Source organism: Burkholderia guangdongensis (assembly GCF_013403875.1).
Taxonomy (GTDB): Bacteria; Pseudomonadota; Gammaproteobacteria; order Burkholderiales; family Burkholderiaceae; genus Burkholderia; species Burkholderia guangdongensis.
The window spans coordinates 1-13,241 of record NZ_JACBNX010000018.1; the positions used below are offsets into that span (position 1 = coordinate 1).

Here is a 13,241-nt window from a genome sequence, read left to right on the forward strand (position 1 = left end):
CGCGCGTGCTGATCCAGGAATCGATCTACGAGCGCTTCATCGAGAAGGCGGTCGCGCGCGTCGAGCGTATCAAGGCCGGCCATCCGCTCGACCTGCAGACGATGATCGGCGCGCAGGCGTCGCAGCAGCAGCTCGACAAGATCCTGTCGTACATCGACATCGGCCGCGGCGAGGGCGCGCAGTGCCTGACGGGCGGCGAACGCATGGCGCCCGCCGCGGAGCTGGGCACCGGCTTTTACGTGAAGCCGACGATGCTGCTCGGCAACAACAAGATGCGCGTGTTTCAGGAGGAGATCTTCGGGCCGGTCGCGTCGGTGATGACGTTCAAGGACGAGCAGGACGCGATCGAACTCGCGAACGATACGTTCTACGGGCTCGGCGCGGGTGTCTGGACCCGCAACGGCACGCGCGCATACCGGATGGGCCGCGAGATCGAGGCGGGGCGCGTGTGGACGAACTGCTATCACCTGTATCCGGCGCATGCGACGTTCGGCGGCTACAAGCAGTCGGGCATCGGCCGCGAGACGCACAAGGTCGCGCTGTCGAATTATCAGCAGACGAAGTGCCTGCTCGTCAGCTATCAGGCGGAGGCGCTCGGGTTCTTCTGATCGGGCCACGCGAGCGCATCCCAATCGACCGCGCGATAGGCCGCATCGACCGCCGCGATGTCGGCCGCGTGCTCGCTCGCATGCATCCCGCGCAGCGTGTCGGGCACGTCGAGCGCGAGCGGCACGCAATGCGGATAGTCGCGCACGCGCAATGCCGGCTCGATTGTCGTGAAGCACGCGAGCGTCGGCACGTCGAAGCCGTCGGCGACGTGCAGTGCCGCGCTGTCCGCGGAGAACAGCATCCGCGCGCCCGCGATCCACGCGATGAAATGCGCGGTGTCGGGCGCGTGGCCGCTGACGTCGACGTACGCCGGATGCGCGAGCGGGCCGAAGCCGACGATCAGCATCCGGTAGCGCGCCGCGAGCCGGTCGACGAGCGCCGCGCGCAGCGCGGGCGGCACGCTGCGCACCGCGGTGCTCGCGGATGGGCAGAACAGCACGTACGGCCGGTCACGCCATGCATCGGGCAGCGTGGGCAGCGTCAGCCGCGCGAGCCAGCGGTTGCGCTTCTCGGCGGTGGAGATCGCGGCCGGATCGACGCCGAGCGCCGTGAAGAAGAAATCGATCATCGGCAGGCGCGCGAAATCCCGCCAGTACACCTGATTGCCGAGATCGACGCACGGCTCGTTCGCGGGCAGCGCGTCGGCCGGCCACGGCAGCGGCCGCGACGGCGCGACGACGTCGCGCGCGAGCGCGTAGAGCGCCTCGACGTGGCGCGGCGCGCGGGCCGGTCGATAGAGCGTAAAGCGCAGCCCCGGATGCCGGTCGCGCAGCGCGGCGAGCGCCGCGAGGCCGATCACCGAATCGCCTAGCGCGACGCCCATCCCGTTGATCACGTGCACGTGCGGCGTGCCGTCGTACGCGAGCCTGAACGGCCGGTGCGCGGCGTGCAGCAGCCCGAGCGCGGGCGCGGCCGGCACGTGGCCGACGACCTCGACGCCGGCGCGCTCGAGGTCGTACGGCGCGACGAGCGTGCGGTCCGGCGCGAGCAGCGTGCCGGGCCACGCGAGCGCCGCGTCGTGCGTCAGCGCGGGTATCGCCTGCACGGGCATCGGCTATGCGCCGCCGCGCGCGCGGCGGCCCTGCTCGCGGATCTGCTCGAGCGTCGCCGATGGCGTGCTCGCATCCTGCGGCACGCGGATCTCGATCAGCGCGGGCAGTCCGCACGTCAGTGCGCGATCGAGCGCGCTCGCGAAGTCCGCGGTGCGCTCGATCGTCTCGCCGTGCGCACCGAACGCGCGCGCGTACGCGGCGAAATCCGGATTCGTGAGGCCGGTGCCGTGCACGCGCCCCGGGTAATTGCGTTCCTGATGCATCCGGATCGTCCCGTAATGCCCGTTGTTGACGACGATCACGACGATGTTCAGCCCGTACTGCATTGCGGTTGCGAGCTCGTTGCCGGCCATCATGAAGCAGCCGTCGCCGGCGAGCGCGACGACGGGCCGTTGTGGATACAACGACTTCGCGGCGAGCGCGGCCGGCACGCCGTAGCCCATCGCGCCGCTCGTCGGCGCGAGCTGCGAGCGGAAGTGCCGGTACGCGAAATGGCGATGCAGCCAGGTCGCGTAGTTGCCCGCGCCGTTCGTCACGATCGCGTCGTGCGGCAGGCGCTCGCGCAGTTGCTTCATCACGTCGCCGAGCTGCACGTCGCCCGGCATCGGCAGCGGTGCGTGCCACGCGAGATACGCGCGGTGCGCGTCGGCTGCGCTGCCGGCCCAGGCCGGCGATTCCGGCGACCCGGGCGACCCGGGCGGCTCGAGCGCCGCGAGCAGCGACGCGATCTCCGGCATCCCGGACACGATCGGCAGGTCGGCCGCATACACGCGCCCGAGCTCGTCCGCGCCCTGATGCACGTGGATCAGCGTTTGGCGAGTCTTCGGGATGTCGAGCAGCGTGTAGCCGCCCGTCGTCGCCTCGCCGAGCCGCGGGCCGAGCGCGAACAGCAGGTCGGCATTGCCGATCCGCTTCGCGAGCGCCGGATTCAGGCCGAGGCCGACGTCGCCCGCGTAGTTCGGATGCGCGTTGTCGAACGTGTCCTGATAGCGGAACGCGCACGCGATGGGCAACTGCCAGCGCTCGACGAACGTGCGCAGGTCCGCGCAGGCCTCGGGCGTCCAGCCACTGCCGCCGACGAGCAGGAACGGCCGCTCGGCGCGCGCGAGCCGCTCGCGCAGCTCGGCGACCTGCGCGGCCGACGGCGCCGCGACGATGCGCTTCGCGGCGGGCGCGACGGGCTGCGGCGCGCACGCGTCGGACAGCACGTCCTCGGGCAGCGCGAGCACGACGGGGCCGGGCCGGCCGGACATCGCGACGTGGAACGCGTGGCTCAGGTATTCGGGGATGCGGCGCGCGTCGTCGATCTGCGCGACCCACTTCGCCATCTGGCCGAACATGCGCCGGTAGTCGATCTCCTGGAACGCCTCGCGGTCGAGATGCTCGCGCGCGCACTGGCCGATGAACAGGATCATCGGCGTCGAGTCCTGGAACGCGGTGTGCACGCCGATCGACGCGTGCGTCGCGCCGGGGCCGCGCGTGACGAACGCGACGCCGGGCCGGCCGGTCAGCTTGCCGACCGCTTCGGCCATGTTCGCGGCCGCGGCTTCGTGGCGGCAGACGACGGTCTGGATGCGGGCGGTGTCGTCGGCGAGCGCGTCGAGCACCGCGAGAAAGCTCTCGCCGGGCACGCAGAACACGCGCTCGACGCGATTCGCGAGCAGGGCATCGACGACGAGACGCGCGCCGGTCGTCGCGCGCGATTCGGAATCCGGGGAGTTCGGCATGTGACGCGGGCCTCGGGCGTGATGGGGGTGACGGGCGTGAAGGGACGGATAGCTTACGCCGGATGACGACGCGCAGGGAAGGCGGCGGAGTGAGGCGGCGGAGGGCGGCGGCGCGCTCGCGTAAAATTGCGCACTTCGCGTTTTCAACCCTGACCGTCACTGTCCCGATGCAACCCGCTTCCCTCGTCCAACCCGCCGCCGACGATGCCGACGTCGCCGATGTCACCCGCGACCTGGTCTACGGCCCCGACGACCGGCCCGCGCCGGCGATCGCGTTCGTCGCCGCGCTGCAGCACCTGCTGGCCATCCTGGTGCCGATCGTCACGCCCGGCCTGCTGATCTGCCAGGCGCTGAACGTGTCCAGCCGCGATACCACGCTGATCGTATCGATGTCGCTAGTGATCTCCGGCATCGCGACGTTCCTGCAATGCAGGCGCTTCGGCCCGCTGGGCGCGGGCCTGCTGATCGTTCAGGGCACCAGCTTCAACTTCGTCGGCCCGCTGATCGCCGGCGGCAGCCTGATGGTCAAGCAGGGCACGCCGGTCGAAACCGTGATGGCCGCGATTTTCGGCGTCGTGATCGCCGGCTCGTTCGTCGAGATGAGCGTTTCCCGCATCCTGCCGTTCGTCAAGCGCCTGATCACGCCGCTCGTCACCGGCATCGTGGTGCTGCTGATCGGTCTCACGCTGATCAAGGTCGGCCTCGTCAGCATGGGCGGCGGCTACGGCGCGATGGCCAAGGGCACGTTCGCCAACGCGGACAACCTGACCCTTTCCGGCCTGGTGCTCGGCACGATCATCGTGCTGAACCGGGTGCCCATCGTCTGGGTGCGCAGCACCGCGCTCGTGATCGCGCTCGCGATCGGCTATCTCGCGGCCGCCGCGATGGGCCGCCTCGATTTCACCGGCGTGCACGAAGCCGCGCTGTTTCAGATTCCGACCCCGTTGCACTTCGGCCTGGGCTTCTCGTGGTCGCTGTTCGTGCCGATGCTGATCATCTATCTGGTCACGTCGCTGGAAGCGATCGGCGACGTCACCGCGACCAGCAAGATCTCGAAAGAGCCCGTCGAGGGCGCGCTGTGGATGCAGCGGATCAAGGGCGGCGTGCTGGTCAACGGCGCGAACTCGCTGCTGGCCGGCATGTTCAACACGTTTCCGAGCTCCGTCTTCGCGCAGAACAACGGCGTGATTCAGCTGACCGGCATCGCGAGCCGCCACGTGGGCATCTGGATCGCGGGCATGCTCGTGGTGCTGGGCCTGTTTCCGCCGGTCGCGGGCGTGCTGCAGGCGGTGCCCGAGCCCGTGCTCGGCGGCGCCGCGATGGTGATGTTCGGTGCGGTGGCCGCGTCGGGCATCAACATCCTCGCCGGGGTCCGGCTGGATCGCCGCGCGCTGCTGATCGTCGCCGTGTCGCTGGCGCTGGGGCTGGGCGTGGCCCAGGTGCCGGAGATCCTCGCGCATCTGCCGCACGCGCTGAAAAGCGTGCTGGAATCGGGTGTTGCTACCGGCGGCATCTGCGCGCTGGTGATGAACTGGTTCCTGCCGGAAACGAAATGATGCATTGATCTCGCGGCGAGGCAGGGCGGAAGGCTCATGGATCGAACGGGCGCCTTTCGCGCTCACTGCCCGCCTTCCGGCAATCGCAACTCGAGATTGCTCGTCACCGAGGTCACGCCGGGCACCTGGCGAGCCGCCTCCACGGCGGCCTTGTCCTGCGACTCGTCGGTGATCAATCCGGCCAGCGTGACCGCGCCCGTCTTTGCCTTGGCGAACACGGTGACTTGCGCACCGGCGATGCCGGGCGTCTTCATGAGCGCCTGACGGACCTTCTTCGCGAACGCGCGGTTCGCTGCGCGCTCGACTTTCTTTGCCGCGTGAGGCGACATCGCCGCGAGTTGGGCCGTTTGCGCTTCGGGCGTATCGGATTGCGCGTAACACGTTGCGGACGACAACGCGACGATGCCGGCAACGGCAATCATGAAACGTATCTTCATCATCCTCTCCTCGACAAGAACGAACAGGAAACACTCGAGCCGTTCAAGAACCGGCCCGAAACGTCGCTGCATTCCAAACAGCGTCCCACGTCGAGATAACCGTCAGTGCGTGACTTTTATTCCGTGGGGGTTGCCTTCGACGTGGATGACGCTCGGTTTCGTGCTCGTCGCACCGTCGCCGAGGCGATGCCGCAGGCGACCTCTGGACGGGTGCCGCGGGTTTTGATGGGGCGCTGGCTAAGGAGAAGGGCGTGTCAGGGTGCGTGCATGTGTCACGGTTGGGTGGCTTGATTTTCAGACCAGTCTGATGGTTGTGCTCCATGTTTTTGTTTAGCCTCGTTTTCGATCGAAAAGCAGGAAGACATGGAGGATTGATGCATATTTGCAAGTTCGAGCTGAATGGCGAGCCGATGAGTGTGTTCGAGATTGCGGGACGCAAGTTTCCGGCGTTTTCGGGCGAGTCGCCTTATACCAATAAACGAGCGTATGCGTGCGTGGTCAATAAGGGGCCGCTGCCGGCGGGAACGTACTACATTGTGGATCGAAAATCGGGTGGACGGCTTGGCTGGTTATGGGACGCAATATCGAGTCATGACGACTGGTTTGCGCTGTATGCCGATGACGGTCGGATCGACGATGAGCTTTTCTGTGATGGTGTGAAGCGCGGGAGTTTCAGGTTGCATAGCGGCCGAGTCAGCAAGGGGTGCATTACGATTCCGAATCAGGCCGACTTCAATGTGATCAGAGGAATATTGCGTGGGATGTCGGCGTATATTCCAAGGACAGATATCGGCTGCTATGGAAAGGTGATCATCAAGTGAAATGCATTTTCCGAAGCGCTATATGGGCGCTCTTCATTTTTTTTCTGATGATCGCGTATATTTTTACGTGGACCCACACTGAAGATATATTTCCTCACTACGCCGCATTGGTCCCGGTGGCCCATGCAATCGTGGAGTGGATGCCTTGGTCCCATCACACGCCCGAAGAAGTGGACTCGGTCTATCTGCTGCTTGGGGCATTCGTCACGGTTGCACCCGTTACCATCGCGGGCCAACTGTTATGGCGGTTCCGGCGCCATGGACTCGCGCTGTTTCGTCGAGTCGGCCGCATGTAGTCGCGCATGGTCCGGGTCCCTGCGCGGCTATCCGAAGTTCTAGCGCGCCTGCAGCGGCAGGCAGGCGGTGAGCCACGCGGGCGGATTCGGGGATAGCTGCCGCGCAACGCGCGCATAGCGCCCGTCGATCCGCGCGGCCAGATGAAACAGCTCGGCCGCGCCTTTCGGGTCCCATGGCCCCGCGTAGCCCGGCAGGCCGGCGTCGCGGCGCTTCGCGTCGAACGCGACCGTCGAATGCACGAATTCCTCGTGCGTCTTTTCGCCGAGCGCGTACGGCTGGAGCCAGTCGAGCGCGGCCGCGAGCGTCGCGCCGTTCGCGCCGCGCTCGCGCAGCCAGTTGCGGTTGAAGCGGCGCGCGGCAAGCGCGGCCGTCACGAGCGGCTGCAGGTCGTACACCACGTAGTGCAGCGCGTCGCGCTCGCCGAAGTCGACGGTGACGCCGTCCGGGCCGATGTTGTCCGCCAGGTGCTCGATGAACAGCCGCTGCGCGGCCTTCATCATCCGCCGGTCGCCGAGCGTGAACGCCGCGAGCGAGATCAGCTTGATCCGGTGGCTCTGCCAGTTGTTGCGCCACGTGCCCGCGAGCGGCCGCCGCTGCGCGTCGATCCGCGCGACGTAGCCCGCGCCGAGCTTCGCGACGAATGCCGCCGCCGCGTTGCGCGTCTTCACGGTGAGCGCGCTCGCGGTCATGTCGTACGCGAGGATCAGGCTGTCGAAGTGCGTCTCGTCGATCGGGTTGAAGCTCGGCTGGTAGGTCGTGACCCACGCGTACAGGAAGCGGTCGACGAACTGCAGATAGCGGACATCGTTCGTCACGCGCCACGCGAGCGCCGCGTCGCGCATCAGATCCATGTCCTTCAGCGCGTCGACGCTCTGGTCGTAGATGCCTTCGTGCGGCAGCGTGCCTTCGGTGTGCACGCGCGGCATCGCCTTCGGCGGGTCGGACAGGTGCGCGTCGACGCCGCGAATCAGCGCCTGCACGCCCGGCTCCCCCTGCGTCGTCTCACTCGCCTGCAGCGCGGGCGCCGCGCAGAAATTCATCGCCGCGTGCGCGGCTTGCGGTATGCCGAGCGCGGCGGCGCCGACGGCGAGCGACGTCACGAACACCGGCACGAGCGCGCGCGCGCGTCGCGCGCCGCGGCCCGGGAACATCAGACGCACCATGCGGAACTCCTTGATTGGCTGGAGCGAGGACTGAGATGTTATCCGGACTTGGGGGTAAACGCTAAACACCGCACGCAACTTCACATTGCGTGCGGTGCGCGATCGACACGCGATGCGTGAACCGATCGCCCGCGCGCGTTACGCGTATTCCGACATCGGCACGCACGCGCAGAACAGGTTGCGGTCGCCGTACGCGTTGTCCGCGCGGCCGACCGGCGGCCAGTACTTGTTCGTGCCGAGCGACGCGACCGGATACGCGGCCTGCTCGCGCGAGTACGCGTGCGGCCAGTCGTTCGCGGTGACGACCGCGGCGGTGTGCGGCGCGTGGCGCAGCGGGTTGTCCTCGCGATCGGCGCGGCCTTCCTCGACCGCGCGGATCTCGTCGCGAATCGCGATCATCGCGTCGACGAAGCGGTCGAGCTCTTCCTGCGCTTCCGATTCGGTCGGCTCGACCATCAGCGTGCCCGGCACCGGGAAGCTCATCGTCGGCGCGTGGAAGCCGTAGTCCATCAGGCGCTTCGCGACGTCGTCGACGGTGATCCCGCTCGATTCCTTGATCGGACGCAGATCGAGAATGCACTCGTGCGCGACGAGCCCGCCCGGGCCCGAGTACAGCACCGGATAGTGCGGCGCGAGACGGTTCGCGATGTAGTTCGCGTTCAGGATCGCGGTTTCGGTCGCGGCGGTCAGGTTCCTCGCGCCCATCATCGCGATGTACATCCACGAGATCGGCAGGATCGACGCGGAGCCGTAAGGCGCCGCCGACACCGCGCCGATGCCTTCCTCGCCACGCTGGTAGCCGGTCGACTTCTGGTTCGGCAGGAATTTCGCGAGGTGCGCGCCGACCGCGACCGGGCCCACGCCCGGGCCGCCGCCGCCGTGCGGGATGCAGAACGTCTTGTGCAGGTTCAGATGGGACACGTCGCCGCCGAACTGGCCCGGCGCGGTCAGGCCGACCATCGCGTTCATGTTCGCGCCGTCGACGTACACCTGGCCGCCGTGCGCATGCACGATCTCGCAGATCTCGCGCACGTTCTGCTCGAACACGCCGTGCGTCGACGGGTAGGTGATCATGATCGCCGCGAGGTCGTTCGCGTGCTCGTCGGCCTTTTTCTTCAGGTCGTCGATGTCGACGTTGCCCTGCGCGTCGCACGCGACGACGACGACCTTCATCCCCGCCATGTGCGCGGACGCCGGGTTCGTGCCGTGCGCGGATGCCGGGATCAGGCACACGTCGCGGTGGCCTTCGCCGCGCGACTGATGGTACGCGTGAATGATCAGCAGGCCCGCGTACTCACCCTGCGAGCCGGCGTTCGGCTGCAGCGACACCGCCGCGTAGCCGGTCGCCGCGACGAGCATCTGCTCGAGCTGGTCGATCATCTCGCGGTAGCCGACGGTCTGGTCCGCCGGCGCGAACGGGTGGATGCGGCCGAACTCGGGCCACGTGACCGGCAGCATCTCCGACGTCGCGTTCAGCTTCATCGTGCACGAGCCGAGCGGGATCATCGAGCGGTCGAGCGCGAGATCCTTGTCCGACAGGCTGCGCAGGTAGCGCAGCATTTCCGTTTCCGAGTGATGGCGGTTGAACACGTGGTGCGTCAGGTACGCGCTCGTGCGCGCGAGGCCGGCCGGCAGCGCCGCGTCGCCGCCGAGCGCGGCGTCGAGTGCGTCGACGGTGGGTGCGGTGCCGCCCGCGGCTTGCGCGAACACGGCGAGCAGGTCGGCGAGATCGCCGCGCGTCGTCGTCTCGTCGATCGAGATGCCGACTTGCGTCGCGCCCGCGCGGCGCAGGTTGAGGCGCTTCGTTTTCGCGAGCTCGTGAACCTGCGCGGTGCGCGCGCCGGTATCGACGGTCAGCGTGTCGAAGAAGGTATCGTTGACGAGCGCGAAGCCGAGCTGCTTCACGCCGCTCGCGAGCAGCGCGGCGATGCGGTTCACGCGCAGCGCGATCGTCTTCAGCCCGTGCGGGCCGTGATAGACCGCATACATGCTCGCCATGATCGCGAGCAGCGCCTGCGCGGTGCAGACGTTCGACGTCGCTTTCTCGCGGCGGATGTGCTGCTCGCGCGTCTGCAGCGCGAGGCGCAGCGCGGGCTTGCCCTGCGCGTCGACGGTCACGCCGACGAGGCGCCCCGGCATCTGGCGCTTGAACGCGTCACGCACCGCCATATACGCGGCGTGCGGGCCGCCGAAGCCCATCGGCACGCCGAAGCGCTGCGAGTTGCCGACCGCGACGTCCGCGCCCCATTCGCCCGGCGGCGTCAGCAGCGTCAGCGCGAGCAGATCCGCCGCGACGACGACGTGGCCGCCCGCCGCGTGGATCGCGTCGGTGAGCGCGCGATAGTCGCGCACGTCGCCGTTCACGCCCGGATACTGGAGCAGCACGCCGAACGCGTTCGCGCCCGCCGCGTCGGCGGCCGGGCCGACCCGCACGTCGATGCCGATCGGCTGCGCGCGCGTGCGGACCACTTCGAGCGTCTGCGGCAGCACGTCGTCGGCGACGTAGAACACGTTCGACTTCGGCTTGCCGGCGCGCTGCAGCAGCGTCATCGCCTCGGCGGCGGCGGTCGCCTCGTCGAGCAGCGACGCGTTCGAGATCGCGAGGCCCGTCAGGTCCGTGATCATCTGCTGGTAGTTCAGCAGCGCCTCGAGGCGGCCCTGCGAAATTTCAGGCTGGTACGGCGTGTACGCCGTGTACCAGGCCGGGTTCTCGAGCACGTTGCGCAGGATCACCGCCGGCGTCGCCGTGTCGTAGTAGCCCTGGCCGATGTATGAGCGGAACACCTGGTTCTTGTCCGCGAGCTCGCGCAGCGCCGCGAGCGCTTCCGCCTCGCTTTTCGGCTGCGCGAACGGGCCGAGCGGCAGCGCGTCCTGGCGGCGGATCGCGGCCGGGATCACCGCCTCCATCAGGGCGGCGCGCGACGCGAAGCCGAGCGTGTCGAGCATCGCGTTCTGGCTGGCGTCGTCGGGGCCGATGTGGCGTTCGGCGAACGCGTCGTGCGTTTCGAGTGCGGTGAGCGAGAGGGGCGTGCGGTTCATCAGACGATCCGGGTGTTCGAGCTTCATGGCGTGACTCTGGTCCCATGCGGTGCGCGGCCGGGCCATCCGGGCCCGGCGCGCCGCGCGGTTCGGGGGTAGGGGGTTAGTCGATCAGCTTGCCGTAGGCCGCCGCGTCGATCAGCTTGTCGGTCGATGCGCCGTCGGCGAGCTTGATCTTGAACAGCCAGCTCGCGTACGCGTCCGCGTTGACCTCGTCCGGCGTGTCGGCGATCGACGTGTTCACTTCGACGATCTCGCCCGACACCGGCGAGTAGATGTCGGACGCGGCCTTCACCGACTCGACGACGCCGACCGCGTCGCCCGCCGACACGGACTTGCCGACTTCCGGCAGCTCGAGGAAGACGATGTCGCCGAGCGTGCTCTGCGCGTGATCGGTGATGCCGACCGTCAGCGTGCCGTCCGCTTCGGTGCGGATCCACTCGTGCTCATCGGTGTATTTCAGATCGGCCGGGACGTTGCTCATCGGATTGCTCCTGGATTGTGAAGGTGTTTCGTAGGGTTGCGGCGCGCCGCGCGGGCGCGCCAGTGTCGTGTCGCGGGACGGCGCGGCGCGGCATGCCGGGACGGTCAGGCCGCGAGCACCTTGCCGTTGCGCACGAACGGCAATTTAACCACGCGCGCGGGCAGTTGCTTGTCGCGAATCTGCACGTGGACGACGTCGCCGATCTGCACGGCCGCCGGCACGCGCGCGAACGCGATCGATTCCTGCATCGACGGCGAGAACGTGCCGCTCGTGATCTCGCCTTCGCCGTGCGGCGTGACGACCTTCTGGTGCGCGCGCAGCACGCCGCCCGCCTTGCCGTTCTCCTTCTGCAGGATCAGGCCGACGAACGCGGCGCGCGAGCCGTTGCGCTCGAGCGCGTCGCGGCCGACGAACGGGCGCGGCGCCGCGAGATCGACCGTCCAGGCGAGGCCGGCGTCGAGCGGCGATACCGTCTCGTCCATGTCCTGGCCGTACAGGTTCATCCCGGCTTCGAGGCGCAGCGTGTCGCGCGCGCCGAGGCCGCACGGGCGCACGCCGTGCTGCTGCAGCGCGCTCCACAGCGCGTCGACGTGGACGGCCGGGACGATCACCTCGAAGCCGTCCTCGCCGGTGTAGCCGGTGCGCGCGACGGTCAGGTCGCCGAACGGCGTGCCCGCGACCCGCGCGGCGTTGAACGGCTTCAGCTCGCTCGTCGCGGCGCGCGCGGCGGGAATCGTCGACCAGACTTTTTCGCGGGCGTTCGGGCCCTGCACGGCGACGATCGCGAAATCGCGGCGCGGCGCGATCGTGAGGCCGTAGCCGCCTTCGTCGTTGAGCCGGTTGAACCACGCGATGTCGTTGTCGGCGGTGCCGGCGTTGACGACGACGCGGAAGAAATCCTCGGTGAAGTAATAGACGATCAGGTCGTCGACGACGCCGCCTTCCGGGTTCAGCAGGCACGAGTACAGCGCCTTGCCGGGCGTCTTCAGCTTCGCGACGTTGTTCGCGATCGCGTGCTCGAAGAACGCGCGCGCGCGGCTGCCGGTGAAATCGACGGCGCACATGTGCGACACGTCGAACATGCCGGCATCGGTGCGCACCGCCTGGTGCTCTTCGATCTGCGAGCCGTAGTTGACGGGCATGTCCCAGCCGCCGAAATCGACCATGCGGGCGTTGAGCGCGCGATGCGCGGCGTTGAGCGGGGTGTGTTTGAGTGCGGTCATCGAGGCCTCGGGCTGGCGCTTGCGCGCGGATCAAAACGGCGATGTGGTGGATCGCTCGCGGCACATGGCCTGCGGACGATTCGTTACATGCCCCTCTGTCCTCGATACCTGAGAGATTGCGCCGCGGGCTTCGAGCCCTGCGAACGCGCGCCCCTTCGGTGGGCAGCTTGCCGGCACTGCGCGATGCGCTGCCGGCTACTGCCGCTCTCCAGAGTGCGGGGAGCGCCTGCGATGCGTGCAGACGGGTTTCCCCGACGCGGCCGGTCCTTTTGCCTGAGAGTTTGCGGGTGTGCCCCTTCGGCGGCGCGACCGGCGTTGCTGCAGTGCGGTCACGCGCTCTCCCGACGCGTGCCGGCGACTGTACGCGAGCGCCGGAACGTTGTCAATTTGGACAAATGGCCGTCGTGTGACGACAAGTGGGACGGCTTACTCGCCGATCGCGCGCGCGGCCGTGTCGAGCTCCTGGTTCAGCACGCGCTGCTCGTCGCCGGACAGCCCGCCGCCGTGCTGCGCGGCCATGTCGTTCGCTTCCTGGCGGATCACGTCGAGCCGGCGATGCAGCGCCGCACCCTGCGGCGGCGGGTAGTAGCCGGCGTCGACGCGCGCGTCGATGCGGCGGCTCAGGTTGTCGATCCGCCCCTGGATCTGCTGCATCCGCTCGTACGCGGCGACCTGCGGATTCGGGCGCGGCGCGGGCGCGGGGGCCGGGGCCGGTGCGGGCGCCGGGCGCGGCGGCGGTGCGACGACGCAGGCGGCGAGCGATGTAACCAGCGCGCAGCACGCTGCTGCGCGAATCAGCCTTTGCATCTTGTTCTCCTGATGGATTTGGTGTG

The 13,241-nt window shown here is 68.4% G+C and carries 11 protein-coding genes and 2 riboswitches; of the genes, 3 read left to right on the forward strand and 8 right to left on the reverse strand.

Features of this window, described 5'->3' with window-relative positions:
* Window positions 1–608, forward strand: a 608-nt coding sequence (locus HZI36_RS18245) for an aldehyde dehydrogenase family protein (RefSeq protein ID WP_179404065.1), incomplete at its 5' end; no start/stop codon positions are given.
* Here the strand turns inward: HZI36_RS18245 and HZI36_RS18250 are convergent.
* Both HZI36_RS18250 and HZI36_RS18255 read right to left on the reverse strand, forming a co-directional pair.
* Window positions 581–1,660 (reverse strand): glycosyltransferase family 9 protein, encoded by a 1,080-nt coding sequence (locus HZI36_RS18250; RefSeq protein WP_179404066.1) that lies wholly within the window; start codon window positions 1,658–1,660, stop codon window positions 581–583. The two genes, HZI36_RS18245 and HZI36_RS18250, sit on opposite strands and share 28 nt — an antisense overlap.
* Window positions 1,661–1,663: 3 nt before the next feature.
* Entirely contained in the window at window positions 1,664–3,388 is a 1,725-nt protein-coding gene (locus tag HZI36_RS18255; protein ID WP_179404067.1) for a thiamine pyrophosphate-binding protein, read from the reverse strand.
* Window positions 3,389–3,555: 167 nt separating this feature from the next.
* Between HZI36_RS18255 and HZI36_RS18260 the strand changes: the two genes are divergently transcribed.
* Complete coding sequence (locus tag HZI36_RS18260) at window positions 3,556–4,944, forward strand: nucleobase:cation symporter-2 family protein (RefSeq protein ID WP_179404068.1); 1,389 nt, start codon at window positions 3,556–3,558, stop codon at window positions 4,942–4,944.
* A 62-nt stretch (window positions 4,945–5,006) separates the two neighbouring features.
* On the opposite strand, the gene HZI36_RS18265 is transcribed toward HZI36_RS18260, so the two are convergent.
* Entirely contained in the window at window positions 5,007–5,453 is a 447-nt protein-coding gene (locus tag HZI36_RS18265) for a BON domain-containing protein (protein WP_246327125.1), read from the reverse strand.
* Window positions 5,454–5,755: 302 nt separating this feature from the next.
* On the opposite strand from HZI36_RS18265, the gene HZI36_RS18270 reads away from it, so the two are divergent.
* Window positions 5,756–6,202 (forward strand): DUF2778 domain-containing protein, encoded by a 447-nt coding sequence (locus HZI36_RS18270; RefSeq protein ID WP_179404069.1) that lies wholly within the window; start codon window positions 5,756–5,758, stop codon window positions 6,200–6,202.
* A 335-nt stretch (window positions 6,203–6,537) separates the two neighbouring features.
* Here the strand turns inward: HZI36_RS18270 and HZI36_RS18275 are convergent, their stop codons facing one another.
* From HZI36_RS18275 to HZI36_RS18295, 5 genes are all read right to left on the reverse strand, one after another.
* Window positions 6,538–7,662, reverse strand: a complete 1,125-nt coding sequence (locus HZI36_RS18275; RefSeq protein ID WP_179404070.1) for an alginate lyase family protein — start codon at window positions 7,660–7,662, stop codon at window positions 6,538–6,540.
* A gap of 138 nt (window positions 7,663–7,800) precedes the next feature.
* A complete protein-coding gene (gcvP, locus tag HZI36_RS18280) occupies window positions 7,801–10,728 on the reverse strand; it encodes an aminomethyl-transferring glycine dehydrogenase (RefSeq protein ID WP_179404071.1) in 2,928 nt (975 codons plus the stop codon).
* A gap of 76 nt (window positions 10,729–10,804) precedes the next feature.
* Window positions 10,805–11,185: a glycine cleavage system protein GcvH gene (gcvH, locus tag HZI36_RS18285; RefSeq protein WP_179404072.1), complete on the reverse strand. Its 381-nt coding sequence runs from the start codon at window positions 11,183–11,185 to the stop codon at window positions 10,805–10,807.
* A 104-nt stretch (window positions 11,186–11,289) separates the two neighbouring features.
* Entirely contained in the window at window positions 11,290–12,408 is a 1,119-nt protein-coding gene (gene gcvT / locus HZI36_RS18290) for a glycine cleavage system aminomethyltransferase GcvT (protein ID WP_179404073.1), read from the reverse strand.
* Window positions 12,409–12,493: 85 nt separating this feature from the next.
* Window positions 12,494–12,630: riboswitch (glycine riboswitch) on the reverse strand.
* A gap of 28 nt (window positions 12,631–12,658) precedes the next feature.
* A riboswitch (glycine riboswitch) is annotated at window positions 12,659–12,762 on the reverse strand.
* Window positions 12,763–12,834: 72 nt separating this feature from the next.
* Entirely contained in the window at window positions 12,835–13,215 is a 381-nt protein-coding gene (locus tag HZI36_RS18295; RefSeq protein WP_179404074.1) for a hypothetical protein, read from the reverse strand.
* Window positions 13,216–13,241 lie beyond the last annotated feature (26 nt).